18 protein-coding genes and 1 pseudogene are annotated in these 20,770 nt (G+C 67.2%); 5 read left to right on the top strand and 14 right to left on the bottom strand.

All coding sequences use genetic code 11. The features are described 5' to 3' along the window. Positions 1–5: 5 nt before the first annotated feature. The 7 genes and pseudogenes from OEJ36_RS04140 to OEJ36_RS04115 all read right to left on the bottom strand — a co-directional run bounded on the left by OEJ36_RS04140 (position 6) and on the right by OEJ36_RS04115 (position 8,417). Entirely contained in the window at positions 6–1,160 is a 1,155-nt protein-coding gene (locus OEJ36_RS04140; RefSeq protein WP_263400493.1) for an efflux RND transporter periplasmic adaptor subunit, read from the bottom strand. Between the two features lie 343 nt (positions 1,161–1,503). Then, complete coding sequence (locus OEJ36_RS30555; RefSeq protein WP_411860967.1) at positions 1,504–2,208, bottom strand: methyl-accepting chemotaxis protein; 705 nt, start codon at positions 2,206–2,208, stop codon at positions 1,504–1,506. Positions 2,209–2,436: 228 nt separating this feature from the next. Next, positions 2,437–2,547, bottom strand: a pseudogene (locus OEJ36_RS30550) (hypothetical protein); the annotation flags it as partial. A gap of 687 nt (positions 2,548–3,234) precedes the next feature. Then, positions 3,235–4,329 (bottom strand): DUF1513 domain-containing protein, encoded by a 1,095-nt coding sequence (locus OEJ36_RS04130; RefSeq protein WP_263400491.1) that lies wholly within the window; start codon positions 4,327–4,329, stop codon positions 3,235–3,237. Position 4,330: 1 nt separating this feature from the next. Continuing rightward, complete coding sequence (locus tag OEJ36_RS04125; RefSeq protein ID WP_263400490.1) at positions 4,331–5,395, bottom strand: imelysin family protein; 1,065 nt, start codon at positions 5,393–5,395, stop codon at positions 4,331–4,333. A 10-nt stretch (positions 5,396–5,405) separates the two neighbouring features. Beyond that, positions 5,406–6,833: a di-heme oxidoredictase family protein gene (locus tag OEJ36_RS04120; protein WP_263400489.1), complete on the bottom strand. Its 1,428-nt coding sequence runs from the start codon at positions 6,831–6,833 to the stop codon at positions 5,406–5,408. 246 nt (positions 6,834–7,079) lie between these two features. Then, positions 7,080–8,417, bottom strand: coding sequence for an imelysin family protein (locus OEJ36_RS04115; protein WP_263400488.1), 1,338 nt, complete (start codon positions 8,415–8,417; stop codon positions 7,080–7,082). Between the two features lie 199 nt (positions 8,418–8,616). Between OEJ36_RS04115 and OEJ36_RS04110 the strand changes: the two genes are divergently transcribed. Both OEJ36_RS04110 and OEJ36_RS04105 read left to right on the top strand, forming a co-directional pair. Next, on the top strand, positions 8,617–9,189 hold the full coding sequence (locus OEJ36_RS04110) for a LemA family protein (protein ID WP_263400487.1): 573 nt from the start codon (positions 8,617–8,619) through the stop codon (positions 9,187–9,189). Beyond that, positions 9,189–10,100: an E3 ubiquitin ligase family protein gene (locus OEJ36_RS04105; RefSeq protein ID WP_263400486.1), complete on the top strand. Its 912-nt coding sequence runs from the start codon at positions 9,189–9,191 to the stop codon at positions 10,098–10,100. The genes OEJ36_RS04110 and OEJ36_RS04105 overlap by 1 nt, the downstream gene beginning before the upstream one ends. Before the next feature lie 159 nt (positions 10,101–10,259). On the opposite strand, the gene OEJ36_RS04100 is transcribed toward OEJ36_RS04105, so the two are convergent. The 4 genes from OEJ36_RS04100 to OEJ36_RS04085 all read right to left on the bottom strand — a co-directional run bounded on the left by OEJ36_RS04100 (position 10,260) and on the right by OEJ36_RS04085 (position 14,517). Next, a complete protein-coding gene (locus OEJ36_RS04100) occupies positions 10,260–12,326 on the bottom strand; it encodes a putative bifunctional diguanylate cyclase/phosphodiesterase (RefSeq protein ID WP_263400485.1) in 2,067 nt (688 codons plus the stop codon). Positions 12,327–12,715: 389 nt separating this feature from the next. Continuing rightward, positions 12,716–13,297 carry a superoxide dismutase [Fe] gene (gene sodB, locus OEJ36_RS04095; RefSeq protein WP_111263062.1) on the bottom strand — a complete coding sequence of 194 codons (582 nt, stop codon included), beginning with the start codon at positions 13,295–13,297 and terminating at the stop codon, positions 12,716–12,718. A gap of 206 nt (positions 13,298–13,503) precedes the next feature. After that, the gene (locus OEJ36_RS04090) at positions 13,504–14,106 is read right to left on the bottom strand and encodes a LysE/ArgO family amino acid transporter (protein ID WP_263400484.1); all 603 of its coding nucleotides are present in this window, start codon (positions 14,104–14,106) and stop codon (positions 13,504–13,506) included. Between the two features lie 3 nt (positions 14,107–14,109). Next, positions 14,110–14,517: an ACT domain-containing protein gene (locus OEJ36_RS04085; protein WP_043241214.1), complete on the bottom strand. Its 408-nt coding sequence runs from the start codon at positions 14,515–14,517 to the stop codon at positions 14,110–14,112. 91 nt (positions 14,518–14,608) lie between these two features. Between OEJ36_RS04085 and OEJ36_RS04080 the strand changes: the two genes are divergently transcribed. Further along, positions 14,609–15,505: a LysR family transcriptional regulator ArgP gene (locus OEJ36_RS04080; protein WP_162164710.1), complete on the top strand. Its 897-nt coding sequence runs from the start codon at positions 14,609–14,611 to the stop codon at positions 15,503–15,505. A 1-nt stretch (position 15,506) separates the two neighbouring features. On the opposite strand, the gene OEJ36_RS04075 is transcribed toward OEJ36_RS04080, so the two are convergent. Next, entirely contained in the window at positions 15,507–16,565 is a 1,059-nt protein-coding gene (locus OEJ36_RS04075) for a saccharopine dehydrogenase family protein (RefSeq protein WP_263400483.1), read from the bottom strand. A gap of 174 nt (positions 16,566–16,739) precedes the next feature. Here OEJ36_RS04075 and OEJ36_RS04070 point away from each other — a divergent pair, with 174 nt between their 5' ends. After that, positions 16,740–17,729: an NAD-dependent epimerase/dehydratase family protein gene (locus OEJ36_RS04070; RefSeq protein WP_263400482.1), complete on the top strand. Its 990-nt coding sequence runs from the start codon at positions 16,740–16,742 to the stop codon at positions 17,727–17,729. 8 nt (positions 17,730–17,737) lie between these two features. On the opposite strand, the gene OEJ36_RS04065 is transcribed toward OEJ36_RS04070, so the two are convergent. Further along, on the bottom strand, positions 17,738–17,998 hold the full coding sequence (locus OEJ36_RS04065; protein WP_021217930.1) for a hypothetical protein: 261 nt from the start codon (positions 17,996–17,998) through the stop codon (positions 17,738–17,740). Between the two features lie 314 nt (positions 17,999–18,312). Between OEJ36_RS04065 and OEJ36_RS04060 the strand changes: the two genes are divergently transcribed. After that, positions 18,313–19,164, top strand: coding sequence for an ATPase (locus OEJ36_RS04060; RefSeq protein ID WP_263400481.1), 852 nt, complete (start codon positions 18,313–18,315; stop codon positions 19,162–19,164). A 550-nt stretch (positions 19,165–19,714) separates the two neighbouring features. Here OEJ36_RS04060 and OEJ36_RS04055 read toward each other — a convergent pair. Then, positions 19,715–20,764 (bottom strand): alkene reductase, encoded by a 1,050-nt coding sequence (locus OEJ36_RS04055; protein WP_043241198.1) that lies wholly within the window; start codon positions 20,762–20,764, stop codon positions 19,715–19,717. Positions 20,765–20,770: the final 6 nt, after the last annotated feature.

Here is a 20,770-nt window from a genome sequence, read left to right as displayed (position 1 = left end):
GGGCCTTATTGCCCGGCGCTGGCTTGTTTGTCCGTTTGCGGCTGCAGGGCCTGGTCGTCGGCGATGGCGACATGGGAGCCGTTGTCCAGCTTCAACTGGCCGGCGGTCACCACCTGCTCGCCATTGGCCAGGCCCTTGAGCACTACGACCTTGCCGTCGCGGCGCGGGCCGGTCTCGACGAAGCGGCGCTCGACCACCAGCATCGGCTCGCCCTTGTCGTCCTTCTGCACCTGGCCGTCTTCGCCCTTCTTGGCGTCGATCACGTAGACCGAGTTGCCGTAGAGGGTGTAGGTGATGGCGGTTTCCGGCACGACGATGCGCGCGGTATCGCCCGGCAGCAGCACTTCGAGGTTGGCGAACATGCCCGGCAGCAGCTTGTTGTCGGGGTTCTGCAGCATGGCGCGGACCTGCAGGTTGCGGGTGCTGTCCTCGACCTTGGGGTTGATCGCCGCGACCGTGCCTTCGAAGAACTCGCCCGGGTAGGCGGCCACGTTGATGCGTACACGCTGGCCGATGGCGAGCTTGGGCACCGCCTGTTCGGGCAGGTAGAAGTCGACGAACAGGGTGCCGAGGTCCTGCAGGGTGGCGATGGTGGTGCCCGAGGAGAGGAGGTCACCCACGTCCACCTGGCGGATGCCGATGGTGCCGGAGAAGGGCGCGACGATGCGCTTCTTCGCCAGCATGGCTTTCAGCTGGGCAACGCTGGCGGTGGATTTCTGCAGCTCCGAGGAGAGGCGGTCGAACTCGCTCTTGGAGATGTTCTGCCGGTTCACCAGGCTGCGGCCGCGCTCGAACTCCACGCGGGCCAGGGCCAGGGTCGCTTCGGCGGTGGCCAGGCTGGCCTTCTCCACGTCGCTGTCCATCTGGATCAGCGGCTGGCCGAGGGTGACCTTCTCTCCGGAGAGGAACAGCACGTCCTGCACGGTGCCACCGACTTCCACGGTCAGGTCGACGCCCTGGAAGGCCTTGAGCGAGCCGATGGCCGGCAGGCGCTCCTGCCAGGGTTGCTCCAAGGCCTTGGCCGCCGAGACGCTGATGGCCGGTTTCGGCGCCGTGAACATGGCGATCTGCTGTTTGATGGAGAAGACTTTATAAACGGCAAGCGCAGCCACCACGAGGATGACCACGCCGAGCATGATGAGCATGCGGCGGAGCAACATATTCCGGTTCCTTGGCAAGGCAGATTGAGGCCTGGGAATAGGCAAGGGGTGCACCTTAGTACCACTGGCGGGGGCAAGTCAAAGGCGCGGAATTGCAAAAGTTTACATGCTGGCACGATGCCCATTCAGGGCCTTGCAGATCGCCGGAGATCGCCACGGATCGCCTCATTTCACTCGGCTGAAAGCGGATGCCGGAATGGGGGGCGGATCGTGGTGGAAAGTGCTGTGGAAAACCGGGGGGCGGGGGAGCGGGCGGGGTGGGGGTGCAACCCTGTCGTGCCGTTGGGGCGGCAGGTGCTACCGGGTTAGGCGGGTAAGGCACATCCCTGTGCCGGGAGACGCGTCAGGCGCTGAAACGGCGGGTGACCCCGTTGAGCTCGCCGGAGAGCTCGTGCAGGCGGGTGCTGGCCGCCTCGGTGCGTTGCACGTTTTCGTTGTTGGTCACGGCGATGGCGGTGATTTCGGTGAGGTTGCGCGAGATGTCCTCGGCCACCGAGGTCTGCTCCTCGGCCGCCGTGGCGATCTGCCGGTTCATGTCGCGGATGGCCTCCACCGCACCGGTGATGCGCTGCAGCATGGCGCCGGCCTCGGTGACCTGGGTGACGCTCTGCTCGCTGCGGTTCTGGCCGTTCTCGATGGCGCGCACCGCGTTGACCGCACCGGTCTGCACCGTGTCGATGATCTGGTGGATCTCGGCGGTGGATTCAGCGGTGCGCTGGGCGAGGGTGCGTACCTCGTCGGCGACCACGGCGAAACCACGGCCCTGCTCACCCGCACGAGCGGCTTCGATGGCGGCGTTGAGCGCCAGCAGGTTGGTCTGCTCGGCGATGCCACGGATCACTTCCAGCACCTTGCTGATGCGGCCGCTGTCGTTCTCCAGGCGGCGGATCACCTCGGCCGTGGAGTCGATCTCGCCGCGCATGCCGGTGATGCTCTGGATGGTCGCCTGCATCACCCGCTCGCCCTGCTGGGCGGAGCTGTCGGCATCGTCGGCGGCGCGGGCGGCGTCGGCGGCGTGGCGCGCCACTTCCTGGGCGGTGGCGGACATCTCGTGCATCGCCGTGGCCACCTGGTCGGTGCGCGAGAACTGCTCGCGGGTGCCGCCGGCCATCAGCGTGGCGATGGCATTCAGCTCGCCGCTGGCGCTGTCCAGCTCGGCGGTGCTGTGCTTGAGGCGGTTGAAGGTGTCGGCGAGGAAATCGCGGAGGACGTTCGCCGAATTGGCCAGGCGCCCCAGTTCGTCGCGGCGGCTGGTGTCGACGCGTTCGCCGAAGTTGCCCTGGCTGAGGCGGACGATATGGTCGATCAGCCCACGGATCGGGTCGATCAGACGGCGGTTGATCAGCCAGATCGCCAGCAGGCCCACCAGCACGCTGGACACCAGCATCACCACCAGGCCGGTGGTCACGGTGTTCGCGGCGCTGGCGCTGATCTCGGCGGATTGCTTCGTACCGCGATCATGCAGTTGGGTGACCAGGGCGGTCATCTGCTCGCTGGCGGCGCGGTCGATGCCCTGCACGGCCTTGTCGCCGGCTGCCGGGTCGGCACCGGCGGCGATGAAGGCCTCGCGGCCCTTGCGGTAGGCCGCGCCCAGGTTCTGGTGTTCGTTGCGCAGGCGCTCCACCTGGCTCTGCAGGCTGGAGTCGCCCTGCTCGCGGGCCTCGTTGACCAGCTTGCCGAGGATGTCCTGGACCTTGCGCTCCTGGTCCTCGAACTGGCCCCAGTACTTGGACAGGGCGGCCGAATCCTTGCCGCGCAGCAGGACGTTCTTCCATTCCTGCACCTGGCCCTTGAACTCGACGTTGGCGCCGTCGACGAGGCTCGACGCCTCCAGCGTGCCGCCTACCAGGTTGCGGTAGGACTGGATCCCTCCAGATAGAAAGTTGAAGCAGGTCAAGGCTATGACCAGGATCAGCAGCAGGCTGCCGCCCAACAACGCGAGAAGCTGGCCTCGCAGGGAAGTTTGCAGGGACATGGGATTACGCCTCGGGGACGTGGGAGGGATGGGTTGCAGATGGAGTATAGGTCGGCCGCCGCGACCGTTCGTTTAGGCCGCGGCGACGAAGTGCAGGGGTCAGGCCAGGTGCAGGTGGTTGTCCCAGAGCCCGGCGGGCAGTTGCAGCGGAGCGGCGGCTATCTCGGTCTTGCGGCAGTCGTAGAAGCGGCAGCGGCCCTGGCCGGAGGTGACCACGAAGCCATCCTTCACCGCGCCGACGCCGGCGCAGTCGGGCAGGGGCGCGTCCAGGCGCACGGCGCCGCTGTCCAGGTCCCAGATGAAGAAGCGGTTGCCGCGCGGAGCGGTCAGGGCCACCAGGCGCAGCTCGTCGTGGATGGCGACGCTGGCGGTGTACTGGGTCATCGATAGGCGCTGCTCGTCCGCCAGGGGGAAGGGCTGGAAGGGCTGGCCCGGGCGCTTGATCGCCAGCAGGTCGGCGTGGTCGTTGGCGTCGCCCATGTACTGCTGGCCGGCGACTATGGTGCCGTCGGCGGCGATGGCCAGGTGGCGCACGCTGTTCATCTGCTGGGGCAGGGTTTCGCGGGAGATCAGGCTGCCGTCGCGCTGCATCAGCACCAGGCTCGGCTCCATGGCGTGGAGGTTCATCTCCACGCGGCTCTCGGCCTCGGTGCGGATGCCGCCGTTGGCGACCACGAAGGTTTCTCCGTCGGGCATCCAGGACACCTGGTGCGGGCCCAGGCCATGGGTGGACAGCTCGCCCTGGTGGACCAGCCGGCGGTCGGCGTAGGCATAGACGCCGAGCAGGCCGCGGCCCGGGTCGCTGGTGTCGTTGTCGGTGGTGTACAGCCACTCGCCGCTCTTGTGAAACACGCCGTGCCCATAGAAGTGGCGGTTGGGCAGGGACTTCACCGTCTGCAGCAGGCTGCCGTCGGTGAGGTCGATCAGGTAGCTCTCGGTGCCCGGGCGACGGGCGACGAACAGGGCCACCGCTTCGCTCGGGTGCTCGACGATGTCGTGGCAGCGCTGCGCCACGCGGGTGGCGAACACCTGGGTGCCGTCGAGCCGGTAGCCGACGGCATAGTGGCCGCCGTCGGCATCGTCACGGGCGGAGAGCAGCAGCGGGTCGCGGCCCTTGCGGCTCAGGGTCCAGCCGCCGAGCGTTACGGCGCCGAGCAGCAGGCTGCCGAGGGCGAGTACCTGGCGGCGGAACATATCAGTCACCATCGTTGGCGTTGAAGCCGAGTTGCACGTTGAGGACGCGGGCCAGCTCGTTGGAGTGCAGGCGGTGCACCACGTCGAGGCTGTCGTAGAAGACGTTGAGCTGCTTCAGGCCTTCCGGGCTCTGCAGCAGTTTGCTCAGCGGCGGGTCCAGGGCTTCGAGCTTGGCGCGGGCGTCGGCGTAGGCGGCGTCGATCTTCTCCGCCAGGGCCTTCTGGTCATCGCCCAGCAGGCTGCGAATGCCCTTGCCGTCGGCGCCCTGCCACAGCTGCTCGGCGCTGAGCAGGCTGGCGCCCAGACTGGCCAGGGAGGTGTCGCTGCGCCAGCCATCGGCCTGGTACGGCTGCGGCTGGCTCTTGGTCTGGCGGCCCATGGGCGTGCCGAGCTTCTTCTTCAGGGTGTCCAGGGCGGTGACCTGGACCCGCAGCAGCTCGGAGACGGCCTCGTGGGAGTCCGCGTAGCGCTGGTTGGGGAACTTGCTCAGTTGCTCGAGCATGCCGTCCTTGCTGTTCCAGGAAGCGAGGATTTCCTCGGCGAGGCTCTGCTGGCGCTGGCCGATGGCTTCCAGCAGCGGGCAGTAGCGGGCCTTCTGCTCCTGGTCGGCCATGTCCAGGTTGCTGTCGAAGAGGATGTATTCGTAGGCGGAGAGGCCCTGCACCACGACGCTGGACTTGGCCAGGCCGGCGGCGTCGATGTCGGGCTTGGCCTTGACCAACTGCTCGACCTGGCGACCCACCAGGTTCTTCTTGTCCGGCCAGAACTGCACCTGCCAGGCGCGGTTGCCTTCGGCTATCGGGCCGACCATCAGCGGCTGCAGCTCGGCCCAGGCTTTCTGTGCCACGAGGAAATCGGCGCGGGCCTTGTCCAGGTCTTCCTTGCCGGAGCAGAACGCCAGGGCGCTGGCGGCCAGGGCGCGGTCGGCTTCCACCCAGCGGCTGTAGGTGGGCAGGATCACCTGCTTGGCCAGCGCAGCGGTGGCCTGGGCTTGCGGGTCCTGCGGGGCGCAGGCGCCGAGGGCCAGGGCAGCGAGGCTGGTGAAGAGCAGTTTGGGTCTGAACATGCAGGGCTCCTTAAAGGGAATTCAGGAATGCCAGCAGCGCGGCTCGCTGTCCAGCGTCATAGCGCATGACGATCTGTTTCGCCGTCTCGGCCTCGCCGCCGTGCCAGAGGATGGCCTCGAGCAGGTTGCGGGCGCGCCCATCGTGGAGGAAACGGGTGTGGCCATTGACCGCTTCGGTCAGGCCGATGCCCCAGAGGGGCGCGGTGCGCCAGTCGCGGCCGCTGGCCTGGAACTCGGGACGGCCGTCGGCCAGTCCCTCGCCCATGTCGTGCAGCAGCAGGTCGCTGTAGGGGCGGATCACCTGGTTGGCCAGCTCCGGCTCGGCGGCATCGCTGCCGGTGGTGAAGCTCGGTACATGGCAGCCCTGGCAGCCGGCCTGGTGGAACAGGCCCTTGCCGTCGAGCACCAGCGGGTCGTTCACCTGGCGCCGCGCGGGCACGGCGAGGTTGCGGGCGTAGAACAGCACCAGGCGCAGGATGTTGTCGCTGACCTCGGGCACGCCACCGTTGACCGCGGCCAGGCAGTCGACCTGGGCGGGCATGCAGTCGTCGCGGGGCAGCAGGCTGGTGGTCAGGCCCATGTCGCCGGAGAAGGCGTGGGCGTTCTGCTGGTTGAGGCTGGGTTGGCCGGCCTTCCAGCCGAAGCGGCCGAGCACGGTCTTGCCGGCGGCGTCATCCCAGACCTGGTTGGCGCGGCCGACGATGCCGGCGGGCTTGTCCCTGGAGGCGCCCACGTTGGCGAGGATGGCGGATTCGGGAATGGCCTCCAGCAGGCCCAGGCCGATCATCGGCGGGGCGACGCGGGCGGAGAACATGGTCTGCGGGTGCATGGGGCCGTAGCCGAGCTGGGTGATTTCCAGGGTCGGCTTCTGCAGCTCCACGCGGGTGCCGTCGGCGAGGGTCACCGGCACCGTCTCATAGCTCATGCGCACCTTGCCTTCCGGAGCGACGCCGGGGATGGCGACGTCCTGCAACTGGCCGCCGTACACCGGTTCGGGCACCACGCCCAGGCGCTCCAGGGTGCGCTGGTGCTCGGCCTTGGCTTCGGCCGGGATGGACAGGCGCACCAGCATGGACACGGCATTGATCGCGCCCGGCTCGGGCGGATGGCCGCGGCCGTCCTTGATGTGGCAGTTCTGGCAGGCGTTGGTGTTGAACAGCGGGCCCAGGCCATCACGGGCGGTGGTGGAGGAGGGCGCGATCACCCAGGGATTGCGGAAGAAGCTGTTGCCGACGCTGAAGTCCAGGCGCCGGCTCGGCGGCAGGTTGGCCGAGGGCAGCGAGAAGGCGTTGCGGTCACTCTGGTCGACCGTGGTGGCGCCGCCGGAAAGGTGCTCACCCGGCTCTGCCTGGGTGAAGCGTGGCGCGTCGTCGCAAGCGCCCAGGCCAAGTACTAGCAGCAGGGGAAATGCGCGGCGAAAGGCCGATGAAGCGGGCATTGGCGGGGTCCGGTCGGCTGAAAACAGGCGGGCAATGTTAGCAGGCGAAGGATCATTAAATAAGAGGGATTTGCGTTTGCCCACGAGGGCGATCCGCTGCTGGGGCGGGTGCGTCAAAAAGGCCAGGGAAGAAGCCGAAGCCCGCATGGGGAGCGGTGGTGCGGTGCTCTTATACGGGCTGGCGAGCGCCCACAAAAAAGCGGATGCGGCGTTGCGCCGCATCCGCTTCGCTTGTTACCGGGTCGATCAGAATTCGTGATCGGCGTTGTCCGGTTTCAGGTCGCTGATGCCCAGCTTGCCAGCGGCTTGCTCGATGGCACCGGTCTGCTTGACCAGGGCGGCGATGGCGTCCCGGACGATCTGGTTGCCTTCGGCGTTGTCCGGAGCGATCAGCTGGTCGAAGTGCACGCCCTTGTTGGCGCTGTCCACCAGGACCTGCAGCTTGGCTTCGGTGGCTTCCAGGTCGGCCTTCAGGGTGGCGTCGGTCGCGGCGTCGGTCTTGGCGACCAGGGACGACAGGCTCGGGCCGGTCAGGGTGGTGCCGTCGACCTTCTTGTACTCGCCCAGGTAGACGTTGCGGATGCCCTTGCCGTTGTAGAAGTGCGAGTTGTGGGTGTTGTCGCTGAAGCAGTCGTGCTCGTCTTCAGGGGAGTTGGCTTCCAGCGCGACCTTCATGCGCTCGCCGGCCAGTTCGCCCAGGGACAGGCTACCCATGCCGAAGAGCATCTTGCGCAGGCCGGATTCGGCCGGTTCGGCTTCCAGCTTGGCGCGGTAGTTGTCGGCAACGCCGGCTTTCCACTGGCCGACCATGTATTCCAGGTCGCTCACCAGCAGGTCGGTGGCGGCTTTCAGGTAGGCGGCGCGGCGGTCGCAGTTGCCGCCGGTGCAGTCCTTGCCCTGGGCGTAGTCGGTGGCCGGGCGGTTGCCGGCGCCCGGGCCGGTGCCGTTCAGGTCCTGGCCCCAGAGGAGGAATTCGATGGCGTGGTAGCCGGTGGCGACGTTGGCTTCGGAACCGCCCAGCTCGTTCAGGCTGGAGAGCTTCTCACCGGTGATCTCGGTGACGTCGATCTTGTCTTCGCCGACCTGGATTTCCTTGTTGGCGATGATGTTGGCGGTGGCGCCCGGGTTGCCCAGCGCGTGCTGGTAGTCCTTGGCGACGTAGTCGATCAGGCCTTCGTCCAGCGGCCAGGCGTTGAGGCCGCCTTCCCAATCGTCGACAACGGCGTTGCCGAAGCGGAAGACTTCGCTCTGCATGTACGGGGTGCGCGCGGCCAGCCAGGCTTCGCGGGCGGCTTTCAGGGTGTCGTCGCCGGGCTTGGCGATGAAGGCGTCGACGGCTTTCTGCAGGTTCACGGCGGTGCTGTGGGCATCGCTGAACACGGCCAGGGCCAGGTCGGCGTAGTGGTTGACCACGGCCTTGGCGGCGGCTTCGTCGACTTTCGCTACGGTCGCGGCAGGAGTGCTGCTGGCGGCTGCTGGAGCGGCGGCTTGCGGTGCGGCGGCCTTGTCCTTGTCGTCGCCGCAACCGGCGAGAGTGATGGCAATGGCAAGCAGGCTGGCAGTAGCCAGGGGCATACGACTCATGGCGAATTCCTTTGCGTGTGGTGGGGCGGCGCAAGTGCGCCAGAAAGAAAACCGCAACATAATGCGAAAGATTTGCATTTTTGAAAAGGCCCGATGCGATGCACCCGGATGCGGGATGTGCCCGCCGTCTCTATGCGCCAGCCGTGCTGACGTTAGAATGCCAGCAGTCATGTTCCACCGAAGCCAAGGAGTTGCTCGCATGTCCCTGACCAGTGTCGCCCTGATCGTCGCCGCCCTGTTGATTGCCGCCTACGCGGTGACCCTCTATAACGCCCTGGTGCGCCTCAAGCACGGCGTGACCAAGGCCTGGTCGAACATCGAGGTGCTGCTCAAGCAGCGCCATGACGAGCTGCCCAAGCTGGTGGAGACCTGCAAGCAGTACATGCAGCACGAGCGCACCACCCTGGAAAACGTCATCGCCGCGCGCAACGCCGTGGCCAGTGCCCGCGAGCGTGGCGACGTCGGTGCCCTGGGCCAGGCCGAGAGCGGCCTGCGTGCCGGCCTCGGCCAGCTGTTCGCCCTGGCGGAGAACTACCCGCAGCTGAAGGCCAACGAAAGCTTCCAGTTCCTCCAGCAGCGCATCAGCGGCCTGGAGAACGGCATCGCCGACCGGCGCGAGCTGTACAACGAAGCGGTCAACCTCAACAACGTACGCATCGAGCAGTTCCCCGATGTGCTGCTGGCCCGCATGTTCGGCTTCAAGCCCGCCGAGCTGCTGGTGTTCAGCGAGGCCGAGAAGGCCGACGTCGACCTCAAGTCGCTGTTCAACTGATGGTCAGTGGTGATGCCGCCGGGCTCGCGATGAGCCTGGCCTTCAGCCTCGGCGCCTTCTTCGGCGGCGGCTGGTGGTGCCTCAAGCGCCTGTCCGAGGCGCGCTTCCTGCTGGACACGCCGACCTCGAAGATCCGCTCCGCCGCCCAGGGTTACGTCGAGCTCTATGGTGTCCTCCAGGAGTCCACCCTTGGCCAGCTGCAGGCGCCGCTCACCGGCAAGCCTTGCCTGTGGTGGCGCTTCCGTATCGAGGAGTACCAGGAGAGCGGCAAGAACAAGAGCTGGCGGGTGATCGAGAGCGGTACCAGCGACCAGTGGCTGCAGCTGGGCGATGGCACCGGCGATTGCCTGATCGACCCGCGCGGCGCCGAAGTGCGCCCCTCCACCCGCGAGGTGTGGAAGGGCAACCAGCGCCACCCGCGCAATGTCGAGGCGCAGCCCGGTTTCCTCGGCATGCTGCTGGGCGGCCGTGAATACCGTTACACCGAGGAGCGCCTGCACCTCGGCGGCCCGCTCTATGCCATCGGTGATTTCCGCACCGCCGGCGCCGGCCACCAGGGCTTCGACGGCACGGCGGCCCAGGGCGCGGTGATCCGTGAATGGAAGAGCGACTTCAGCGGCCTGCTACGGCGCTTCGACAGCAACGGCGATGGCCAGTTGGATGAGGCCGAGTGGAACCGCGTGCGCCTCGCCGCCCAGTTGGAAGCCGAGGACCGTCACCGTTCCACCAGCGCCGCGCCCGCGGTGAACCACCTGGGCAAACCGGGTGAATCGCGACCCTTCCTGCTCTCCAGCCATGGTGAGGACGTGCTCGCGCGCTCCTTCTACTGGCAGGCCCTGGGTGGCGCTGCCGTGTGCATCATCGGCGCGGTGGCCACCGTGTACCTGCTGCAGGTGACGGGGCTGGTGTGATGCCTGGCGCCTCTGCGTTGGGCCTCGCTGCGCTCGGCGCCAACCTACGAGTTCCTTAGCCCGGGCTTCAGCCCGGGAAGGGCACACACGGACTCGCAAGGACTCGTACGACAACCAAGAAAAAGCCCGCCATAAAGGCGGGCTTTTTCGTGTCCGGGTTCAGAGTGTCGCGGGGTTGGAGGCGGCGTTGGTCAGGCGGCGGGCCTGCTTGAGGTAGCCGGTGAGTTCGCGGGCCGGGAGGGGTTTGCTGTAGAGGTAGCCCTGCCCCTCGTTGCAGCCCTGGGAAATGATGTACGCCTCCTGCTCCTGGGTTTCCACGCCCTCGGCGATCACCTGCATGCCCAGGCTGCGGGCGAGCTGGATGATGGCGCGCACGATGGTGGCGTCGTCCTCGTCCTCGAGCACGTCCTGGACGAAGCTCTTGTCGATCTTGATCTTGTCCAGCGGCAGGCTCTTCAGGTAGCTCAGGGACGAGTAGCCGGTCCCGAAGTCGTCGATCGCGATCAGCGCGCCGGAGCGGCGCAGGCTCAGCAGGTGCTGGGCGGCGGTGGAGATGTCCTCCATCAGGCCGGTCTCGGTGACTTCCACTTCCAGGCTGCGCGGCGGCAGGCGGTAGACCTGCAGCAGGTTGTTCACCACCCGTGGCAGCTCGGCGTGGTGCAGTTGCACGGTGGACAGGTTGATGGCCATGCGCAGTTCGCTGAAGCCCTGGTCATGCCATTCGCGCAGCTGGCGGCAGGCCTGGTCCAGCACCCATTCGCCGATGGGGATGATCATGCCGTTCTGCTCGGCCAGGGGGATGAACAGGTCCGGCGGCACGAAACCGTGCTGCGGGTGCTGCCAGCGCAGCAGCGCCTCGACGCCCACCACACGGTGATCGCGATAGTCGACCTGGGGCTGGTAGACCAGGTGCAGTTCGTTGCGGTTGAGGGCTTCGCGCAGATCCTTCTCCAGCTCGCGGCGCCGGCGCATCTCGCTGTCCACGCTGGCGATGTAGAACTGGTAGCGGTTGCGCGAACGGCTCTTGGCCAGGGTCATGGTCTGTTCGGCTTTCTGCAGCAGCTTCTCGGTGCTGTCGCCGTCTTCCGGGAACAGGGTGATGCCGATGGTGGCGCGCAGGCGCACTTCCTGCTGTTCCAGGGCGAAGGGCGCCTCGAGGTCGTCGAGCACGCTCTGGGCCAGTTCGGCCGCTTCGTAGGGTTGTTCGATATCGGCCTGGACCAGGGCGAACTGGTCGCCACCCAGGCGGGCCAGGGCGCCGAGGCGGCCGCTGTGGCCACGCAGGCGGTCGGCGAGGGCGATCAGCAACTGGTCGCCGGTCTGGTAGCTGAACTGCTCGTTGACGCCCTTGAAGTCGTCCAGGCCGACGCAGAGCACGGCGACGCGGCGCTGCAGGCGGCCGGCGTCATCGAGGATCTGGTCCAGCTGCTGCTGCAGTTGCTGGCGGTTGGGCAGCCCGGTGAGGAAGTCGTACTGGGCCATGCGCAGCAGGCTGTTCTCCGCCTCCCGGCGCAGGTGGGTATTGCGCTCGATGGAGGCCAGCAGCTCGTTGGCGGTGTTTATCCACAACCCCAGTTCGTTCTTCTCGTTGCCCTTGAGCATGGGCAGCTTGTGCTCGCTGGGGCGGTCGGGATTGATGTTGGTGAGGTGCTCGATGATCTTCGACAGCGGCTTGGTCAGCAGCCAGTGGTAGACCGAGTAGAGCACCAGGCCCATGGCCAGGGCGCGCAGCACCCCGGAGACGAAGATGATCACCGAGCTGATGACGAAGTCCTCGCCATAGGGCGCGGTGTCCAGGGTGATGTTGAGGTCGCCGTAGTACTCGCTGTACGGGCCGCGGCCCACCAGCTGGGTGGTGAAGTTCTGTTCCTTGCCGAGGATGGCATCGGTGAGCCAGCGGGTCGGCAGCTCCATCAGCGGGCGCGACTTCTCGGCGAGCATGGGCTCGTTGGGGTGGCCGATGGCGGCGAAGCGGACCGACTCGTGCTGGAACAGGCCCTCGATCACCTGCATGCCCATCTCCCGATCGAGGCTGTAGACGGCCTGGGTCGAGGGATCGCGGAACATGCCGAGAATGCGGTGGGCATCGTTGGCCACCGCCTGCCGTGTCTTGTAGACGTCGAACACAATCTGCGCGCAGCTCAGCACTACACCGACTACCAGCGCGGACATCAGCACCACGCGGAGCAACTTCAGTGACAAGCTGTGTTTGAGATCCAGCTTCAAGTAGGGATTCCTTGTTCGATGCCGGTAGGCGTCAGACCGCTTGAGTATTGGCAAACACGAGATAGCCGTCAAAGGGCCATTACGCAAATGCGCGGATTTTCACCTTGTCCGGTTCCAGGCCGGCACATTCTTCGGACGAACCTTGTCCCATCCCGCACTGTGTCGGTGCGCTGGCTCCCCGCTTTAATGCCGTTCGACGGATTTCATTCTGGCACAGCCTGGGCGAATGCCCCGGCGATCCGGCGGACGGCGTCTCCCGGGGTCTCCAGCCGTTCGTCGTCTGCCGGCAGGAGCCCTGCAAGCTTCGCTCCGGCGGGTGTTCATTTCGTCTGCGCAAATGAAAAGACCCAGCGCTAGGGCCGGGTCTTTCCGTGGAGCTGGAGCGGATCTCAGGCAGCGTAGTTCTTGGCTACGAAGTCCCAGTTGACCAGGTTCCAGAACGCCTCGACGTACTTCGGACGCAGGTTGCGGTAGTCGATGTAGTAGGCGTGTTCCCAGACGTCGCAGGTCAGCAGCGGGGTGTCGCCGCTGGTCAGCGGGCAGCCGGCACCGATGGTGCTGGCCAGGGCCAGGGAGCCGTCGGCCTTCTTCACCAGCCAGCCCCAGCCGGAGCCGAAGGTGCCGATGGAGGTCTTGCTGAACTCTTCCTTGAACTTGTCGAAGGAACCGAAGGCCGCGTTGATGGCGTCAGCCAGGGCGCCGGTGGGCTGGCCACCGCCGTTGGGGCTCAGGCAGTTCCAGTAGAAGGTGTGGTTCCACACCTGGGCTGCGTTGTTGAAGATGCCGCCCGAAGAGGTCTTGACGATCTCTTCCAGGCTCTTGCCTTCGAATTCGGTGCCCGGAACCAGGTTGTTCAGGTTCACGACGTAGGTGTTGTGGTGCTTGTCGTGGTGGAATTCCAGGGTCTCGGCGGAAATGTGCGGCTCGAGGGCGTTCTTCTCGTACGGCAGCGGCGGCAATTCAAAAGCCATGTCTATCTCCTTCATCAGGTCTGGATTTGTGCGCAAGGCGCGAGGCCGTTCACGGGCGGCCGGTAGGCGGCTGCGAGTTTGTACTCTTCTTTCGCCGCGAAGCCCGGATCATAGCATCGGCCCTGCGGCATAACCACGCAGCAAACGTGTGGAAATCCCGGCGCCAGGGCCTTTGAACCGTGCCTGAAGGGTTCGACAAGGGTTGCTCAGAGGCCGTTCAGCAATTGTGCCGCCATGGCGAACATCATCACTGCCACGGCCAGGTCCAGAAGGCGCCAGGTGGCCGGGCGCGCCAGCCAGGGCGCCAACCAGGCGGCGCCGATCGCCAGGGCGAAGAACCAGATCAGCGATGCGCTCGCAGCGCCCAGGGCGTAGGCCCCGGGCACCGGTTGCTGAGCGCCGAGGGAGCCGATCAGCAGCACCGTGTCCAGGTACACGTGGGGGTTGAGCAGGGTCACCGCCAGGGCCGCCAGCAGCACCGCCTTGCGCGAGCGCGGGCCGGTGTTCGCGGCCTGGTCCAGCGTCTGCGGGCGCAGCGCCCGAAGCAGGGCCTTGGCCCCGTACCAGCTGAGGAAGACGATGCCGCCCCAGCGGGCAATGGCCAGCAGCGTCGGGTTCTGCGCCAGCAGCGTGGCCAGGCCGAAGACCCCGGCGCACACCAGCACCGCGTCGCACAGCACGCAGAGCGCGGCCACCGGCAGGTGGTGCTCGCGGCGCAGGCTCTGGGCCAGGACGAAGGCGTTCTGCGCGCCGATGGCGATGATCAGCCCCGCCGCCACCAGCATCCCGTTGAGGTAGCTCTGCCACATGGCTCAGGCCTCCCCGGCGCTGGCGGCCAGGGCGCGCAGTGTGGAGAGGGCGCGCTCGGCGTCGTCGCGGGCAACGAACAGGTGGTCGTGGTAGTAGCCAGCGATGACGTTGCAACTGATGTTCGCCTGGGCCAGGGCGCCGGCGAAGGCTGCGGTAAGGCCCACAGCCGCCAGGGAGGAATGCACCTCCAGGGTGATCCAGGCGGCTACGTAGTCGTAAGCCAGGGCCAGGCGGTCGGCGTCCTCGCGGCGCAGGATGACGGTCAGCCCCTCGCGCTCGCGGAAGCTGCCCAGGGTTTCGCACCCCTGCAGCGCGGTGGCGTCGGCCAGGGTGCAGAACACGTAGTCGCCCGGGTTCAGTTCGGGGGACATGCTGCGGATCAGCAGCGCGAGGGAGGTTTCGCCAGCCATGGGGGCGGTCCTGTGCGGAGGGGAGATGTGGCGAGTCTGGGGGGCAGGCGTGTATAAGAAAAACAAATCATGCTGATCCCCTATTAGGAAAATCGATTTGTTCGACTACAAGTTGCTGGCCGCCCTCGCGGCAGTGGTGGAGCAGGGCGGTTTCGAGCGTGCGGCGCAGGTGCTCGGCCTGTCGCAATCGGCGGTGTCCCAGCGCATCAAGCTGCTGGAGGCGCGGGTCGGCCAGCCGGTGCTGGTGCGCGCCGCGCCGCCCACGCCCACGGATGTCGGCACCCGCCTGCTCAACCATGTGCAGCAGGTGCGCCTGCTGGAGCGCGACCTGCAGTCCCAGGTGCCGGCCCTGGACGAAGGCGGCCCCCGTGAGCGGCTGCGCATCGCCCTTAACGCCGACACCCTGGCCACCTGGTGGGCGCGGGCGGTGGGCGACTTCTGTTCGCGCCACGACGTGTTGATGGATTTGGTGGTGGAAGACCAGGACGTGGGCCTTAAGCGCATGCGCGCCGGCGAGGTGGCGGGCTGCGTGTGCGGCGCCGAGCGCCCGGTGGCCGGAGCCCGCAGCATCCCCCTGGGCGCCATGCGCTACCGCGCCCTGGCCAGCCCGGCCTTCATCGCCCGGCATTTCGCCGGTGGCGTGACGCCGGCGGCGCTGGCCCGCTCGCCCTCCATCGTCTACGGCCCGGACGACTTGCTGCAGCACCGCTATATGGAGTCCCTGGGGATCGCTGGCAGCTTCCCCCATCACCTTTGCCCCTCGTCCGAGGGCTTCGTGCGCCTCACCGAAGGCGGCCTCGGCTGGGGCCTGGTGCCCGAGCATCAGGTCCAGGGCCAACTGGCGCGGGGCGAGTTGCTGGAGCTGATCCCCGACCGCCCCATCGACGTGCCGCTCTACTGGCACCACTGGCGCCATGGCGGTGAGCTGCTCGGCCAGCTCACCGAGCATCTGGCCCGTGCCGCTGACCGCTGGCTGGTGCAGGACTGAATCAGGCGATACGGATCGCCCCGCTGCCCGGCAGCCGCTCCACGCAGCGCTCGCCGAACAGCCGCGACGGCGTGCCGTAGCCGCCGGGGCCGTCATGGGCCAACAGGTGATTCACCGCGAGCAGCACGCCGTGGACGGTCACCTCGTAGCCGTTGGCAGTCTCCAGGTGAGCAGTGCGCACCTCGCCGGCGGCGTTGCGCGCTTCGCCCCAGACCCAGGTGCGCAGCCGCTCGCGGGTTGTCTGGTCGGGGCCGCGCACGCGCTTGTCCACCTGGGCCTTGAGCCATTTCTGCGCCGCCGCCCCGCCCAGCAGACCGCGCAGGGGATGGATCAGGCGCATGCCCAGGGCCGCCGCCGGTGGCGCCGGCAGGTACACCTCGATGTTGGGGATGCCGGTGGAGTAGTAGGCGGTGGCGACATCGCCCCAGGGGATGGTTACGGCGTTCTTCGCGCCACGGCCGAAATCGATGCGGCGCTGGCGGTAGCCCAGGGGCACGCCCACCCGTTCGCCATCGCGGCGCACCTGGCCGCCAAGGCGCAGGCCCTCCACCGAAGTCTTGGCGGTGCCCGGCGACAGGCCGCTGCCGGTATCGAAGCCCAGGGCCAGGTGGCTGGCATCCGGCAGCGCGTGCTTCAGGCAGGCGGCCACGCAATCGGTGGGAATCACGTCGAAGCCAACGCCGGGGCAGATCACCCGGCCGGCCTTGCGGGCCAGCAGGTCATAGGCGCGGGCCTGTTCGAACACGGCGATCTCGCCGGTGATGTCCACGTAGTGACAGCCGCTGGCCAGGCAGGCTTCGATCATCGGCGCACTGGTGGCGGAGAAGGGGCCGGCGCAGTGGGCCACCACGCTGACCCCGGCCAGTGCCGCGCGGCTCGCCGCCGGGTCGGCCAGGTCGAAGGGGCGGGCGGGCAGCGACAGCTCGTCGGCGATGCGCTGCACCTCCTTCGCGTTGCGCCCGGCCAGTATGGGCGTCAGGCCCTGACGCACCGCTTCGGCGGCCACCAACTGGCCGGTGTAGCCATTGGCGCCGTAGATCATCCAGGCTGTATCGCCCATGCCGCATCTCCCTCGTTGTTGTGGCCGACAAGACTAGCCGGGTCCGCGCGAGGTGATGCCGGACCAAGGTTGGGCGTCTTGGCTTTCAAGGTCGGGCGGCTGGCTCGCGACGCCACGGCACCATCCGGCGCACGCTGCTAGAGTCGCAGGCATAACGAGAACAGGGGATAGGCAATGAAGATTCTAGTAACCGGGGCGAGCGGCTTCATCGGTGGGCGCTTCGCCCGCTTCGCGCTGGAGCAGGGCATGTCGGTGCGCATCAACGGCCGGCGCCCGGAAGCCGTGGAGCACCTGGTCAAGCGTGGTGCCGAGTTCGTCCAGGGCGACCTGGCCGACCCCGACCTGGCCCGCGAGCTCTGCCGCGATGTCGAGGCCGTGGTGCATTGCGCCGGCGCGGTGGGCGTCTGGGGCAGCTACCAGCACTTCTACCAGGCCAATGTCGAGGTCACCGAGAACATCGTCGAAGCCTGCCTCAAGCAGAAGGTGCGCCGCCTGGTGCACCTGTCCTCACCCTCCATCTACTTCGATGGCCGCTCCCATGTGGGCATCCGCGAGGAGCAGGTGCCCAAGCGCTTCTCCGATCATTACGGCGCCACCAAGTACCTGGCCGAGCAGAAGGTCTTCGCCGCCGAGGAATTCGGCCTGGAAGTGATCGCCTTCCGCCCGCGCTTCGTCACCGGTGCCGGCGACACCAGCATCTTCCCGCGGCTCATCGCCATGCAGCGCAAGGGCCGCCTGGCGATCATCGGCAACGGCCTGAACAAGGTGGACTTCACCAGCGTGCACAACCTCAACGAGGTCCTGCTCAGCGGCCTGCTGGCGGCGGGCCCGGCGCTGGGCAAGGTGTACAACATCAGCAACGGCCAGCCGGTGCCGCTGTGGGACGTGGTCAACTACGTGCTGCGCCGCCTCGACCTGCCACCGGTGACCCGGCACATGCCCTTCGGCCTGGCCTATGGCGCGGCCACCCTCAACGAGACGGTCTGCAAGGTGCTGCCCGGGCGCCCGGAGCCTTCGCTGTTCCGCCTCGGCGTGGCGGTGATGGCGCGGGACTTCTCCCTCGACATCAGCCGTGCGCGGCACTACCTGGAATACGAGCCCACGGCCAGCGTCTGGTCGGCACTGGACGAGTTCTGCACCTGGTGGAAGGCCCAGCAGCCCTGAGGCGCGGCTCAGCCGCGCAGCGGGCCGGCGTATTGGGTGTACTTGCGGATCAGCTCTTCCTCGCTCAGCACCTTCTGCACGCGGATGCCGGTGAGTTCGCTGAGGCGTTCGCCCAGGCTGATGATGTTCGCCTGCCGGGAATCGGCGCAGGCCTTGAGCATCGACTGGATGGCGTCGGGCTGGCTGAGACGGATATCCAGGGCCTGCTCGTCGCGAATCTGCCGACGCAGGGTTTGCATGCAGTCCAGTACGGCTTTGGTCAGTTCCACGCGTAATCCCCCCATGAATCAGAAGAGAGCTCCGTCCCTGTCTTCCCCGACCGGCGGAGCGTCGGGCCCCTACTGCATGGACCCGCCTGGCTGAGGTGCCCCCAAGACACCTCACTGCAGTGATAGCAAAGTGCGTACCAGTTCACGCCCCCAGGAACCCTGGGGCCTGCAGCGGGTCGATCGACCGTGCGTCGCCCCGCGGCAGTGCGGATTCGCACCAGCTTGGCGCGACGCTGATGCCGCCCCAACGAAGCGGTATACTCGCGCACTTGTGGCCAGCCACGGCCCTTAGCGCTCTCTTCCGAAGGTCTACCATGCGTAACGATGCTCTCGATGAACTGGACGATGTTCCCAGCCTGACTACCGATGCCCGGGATCGCGACGAGTACGGCCAGCAGGGCCATGCCCACCACGCTCACCCTGCCCAGCCGGCCCGTGGGGCCAGCCACGGCCATGCACCGGCGGTCAAGGTGCCCAGCACCGGCCCGTTGTGGGCCCTGATCGGCGCGCTGCTGATCGCCTTCTGCGGCCTCGGCTGGTGGAGCTTCCAGCAGATTTCCCTGATGGAGCAGCAACTGGTCGCCACCCAGGAAAGTTTCGCCCGCATCAGCGAGGAAGCCGCCGGTCGCATCCAGGACATCAGCGGCAAGGTGGTCGCCACCGAATCCAACGTCACCACCGGCAGCGAATCCCTCAAGCTCGAACTCAAGCAGCTGCAGGCCAAGGTCGCCGAGATGGGCAAGCAGCAGCAGAGCCTCAACACCCAGATCAGCGGGCAGGGCAAGCGTGTCGACCAGCTCGCCGCCGACATCAAGTCCCAGGAAGGCGCCGCCGGCCAGCTCGATGGCCGCCTCAAGGGCCTGGCCGACGAACAGGGCAAGCTCAAGGCCGCCCAGGGTGATTCCGCCAAGCTCGACGAGCGCCTCAAGAGCCTCACCGCCGAGATCGACAGCCTGAAGAAGCAGGGCAACCCCAACCAGGCGATCAAGAGCCTGGAGCAGGACCTGCTGGTGCTGCGCAGCGAACTCGACAACCGCCCGGCTCCGGCGCAGAACGCCGGCGGCAACACCGCCGAGTTCGACGCCTTCCGCGCGCAGATGACCCGCAACATCAGCACCCTGCAAAGCCAGGTGCAGAACCTGCAGCAGCAGATCAACGCCCGCTGATCCGCGCTGTAGCGAAAAGCCCCGCTCCGCAAGGACCGGGGCTTTTTTGTGCCCAAGCGAATCGCGATGCCGCCGGGGGCACCCTGTTGGGGCGAATTCATTCGCCCGCTCTTTCTGCCATCGCGCTCCGTTGTCACCGGCAAAGGTGGTGATGGGTTTCGCTGCGCTCTACGCCATCCTACGGCTCGTGTTGGCCGGCGGTGCTTGCGTTTGGCTCAACCTCTGGGCTGACCGGGATGTGGGTGGATGACGCTCTTTTCATCCACCAAGCGATGCTGCCGGGAGCACCCTGTGGACCGGATGCACCCCGGCGTTTGCTGGTGGGCTGAAGCGGAACGCCGCCCGGCCCACCCTACGTCGCCCCGCATGGGTTTGTGGGGCCTGTAGGTCGGGTGCAACCCGACGTTTGCGGCGCACGATTCTCGCGGGTTGCACCCGCCCTACGGATTTGCACCTGTAGGGGCGAATTCATTCGCCCGCTCTTATCCACAGCCACGAAAAAGCCCCGGCTTTATGGGCCGGGGCTTTGCTTTATCGCCAGCGTTGCCGCTTACAGGCGCGGGTAGTCGATGTAGCCGACCGGGCCCTTGGCGTAGAAGGTTTCCGGGTGCGGTTCGTTCAGCGGGGCGTCCTGCTCCAGGCGGGCCGGCAGGTCGGGGTTGGCGATGAAGGGGATGCCGAAGGCCACGGCGTCGGCCTTGCCTTCCGCCAGCCAGGCGTTGGCCTGCTCCTTGGTGAAGCGTTCGTTGGCGATGAACACGCCGCCGAAGGCTTCCTTCAGGCTCGGGGTCAGGCTGTCGTCGGCGACCTTCTCGCGGGCGCAGATGAAGGCCACGCCACGCTTGCCCAGTTCGCGGGCCACGTAGCCGAAGGTCTCGGCGCGGTTGGAGTCGCCCATGTCATGGGAGTCGGCGCGCGGTGCCAGGTGCACGCCCACGCGGCCGGCGCCCCAGACCTTGATCAGCTCGTCGGTCACCTGCAGCAGCAGGCGTGCGCGGTTCTCCAGGGAGCCGCCGTAGATGTCGCTGCGCTTGTTGGTGCTGTCCTGCAGGAACTGGTCGATCAGGTAGCCGTTGGCGGCATGCAGTTCCACGCCGTCGAAACCGGCGGCCTGGGCGTTCTCGGCGCCCACGCGGTAGGCCTCGATGATGTCGCCGATCTCTTCGGTTTCCAGGGCGCGGGGCACCGGGTAGTCACGCAGCGGGCGCAGCAGGCTGACGTGGCCCTTGGCGGCGATGGCGCTCGGCGCCACCGGGGTTTCGCCGTCCAGGTAGCTGGGGTCGGAGATGCGGCCCACGTGCCACAGCTGCAGGACGATCTTGCCGCCGTTGGCGTGCACGGCCTTGGTGATGTTGCTCCAGCCCTTGACCTGCTCGTCGCTCCAGATGCCGGGGGTGTCGGGGTAGCCGACGCCCAGCGGGGTCACGGAGGTGGCCTCGCTGATGATCAGGCCGGCGGAGGCGCGCTGGGTGTAGTACTCGGCCATCAGCGCGTTGGGCACGCGGCCTTCGTCGGCGCGGCAGCGGGTCAGCGGGGCCATGATGATGCGGTTGGCGAGTTCCAGTTCGCCGATCTTGATGGGATCGAAAAGCGTTGCCATGGGATA

The sequence above is a fragment of the Pseudomonas sp. PDM13 genome, from assembly GCF_025685765.1.
Classification (GTDB): Bacteria; Pseudomonadota; Gammaproteobacteria; order Pseudomonadales; family Pseudomonadaceae; genus Metapseudomonas; species Metapseudomonas solani.
The sequence above is the reverse complement of the archived record's forward strand: the minus strand, read 5'-3'. Positions and strand labels throughout refer to the sequence as shown.

What these genes read in the sequence shown, in the direction of transcription:
- OEJ36_RS30555 (WP_411860967.1), bottom strand. Translation starts at nt 2,208, where the DNA reads ATGTCCGCCACCGCCCAGGAAGTGGCGCGCCACGCCGCCGACGCCGCC.
- OEJ36_RS04085 (WP_043241214.1), bottom strand. Translation starts at nt 14,517, where the DNA reads ATGGCTGGCGAAACCTCCCTCGCGCTGCTGATCCGCAGCATGTCCCCC.
- OEJ36_RS04060 (WP_263400481.1), top strand. Translation starts at nt 18,313, where the DNA reads ATGCGTAACGATGCTCTCGATGAACTGGACGATGTTCCCAGCCTGACT.
- OEJ36_RS04075 (WP_263400483.1), bottom strand. Translation starts at nt 16,565, where the DNA reads ATGGGCGATACAGCCTGGATGATCTACGGCGCCAATGGCTACACCGGC.
- OEJ36_RS04125 (WP_263400490.1), bottom strand. Translation starts at nt 5,395, where the DNA reads ATGTTCAGACCCAAACTGCTCTTCACCAGCCTCGCTGCCCTGGCCCTC.
- OEJ36_RS04140 (WP_263400493.1), bottom strand. Translation starts at nt 1,160, where the DNA reads ATGTTGCTCCGCCGCATGCTCATCATGCTCGGCGTGGTCATCCTCGTG.
- OEJ36_RS04120 (WP_263400489.1), bottom strand. Translation starts at nt 6,833, where the DNA reads ATGCCCGCTTCATCGGCCTTTCGCCGCGCATTTCCCCTGCTGCTAGTA.
- OEJ36_RS04110 (WP_263400487.1), top strand. Translation starts at nt 8,617, where the DNA reads ATGTCCCTGACCAGTGTCGCCCTGATCGTCGCCGCCCTGTTGATTGCC.
- OEJ36_RS04115 (WP_263400488.1), bottom strand. Translation starts at nt 8,417, where the DNA reads ATGAGTCGTATGCCCCTGGCTACTGCCAGCCTGCTTGCCATTGCCATC.
- OEJ36_RS04105 (WP_263400486.1), top strand. Translation starts at nt 9,189, where the DNA reads ATGGTCAGTGGTGATGCCGCCGGGCTCGCGATGAGCCTGGCCTTCAGC.
- OEJ36_RS04130 (WP_263400491.1), bottom strand. Translation starts at nt 4,329, where the DNA reads ATGTTCCGCCGCCAGGTACTCGCCCTCGGCAGCCTGCTGCTCGGCGCC.
- sodB (WP_111263062.1), bottom strand. Translation starts at nt 13,297, where the DNA reads ATGGCTTTTGAATTGCCGCCGCTGCCGTACGAGAAGAACGCCCTCGAG.
- OEJ36_RS04070 (WP_263400482.1), top strand. Translation starts at nt 16,740, where the DNA reads ATGAAGATTCTAGTAACCGGGGCGAGCGGCTTCATCGGTGGGCGCTTC.
- OEJ36_RS04090 (WP_263400484.1), bottom strand. Translation starts at nt 14,106, where the DNA reads ATGTGGCAGAGCTACCTCAACGGGATGCTGGTGGCGGCGGGGCTGATC.
- OEJ36_RS04055 (WP_043241198.1), bottom strand. Translation starts at nt 20,764, where the DNA reads ATGGCAACGCTTTTCGATCCCATCAAGATCGGCGAACTGGAACTCGCC.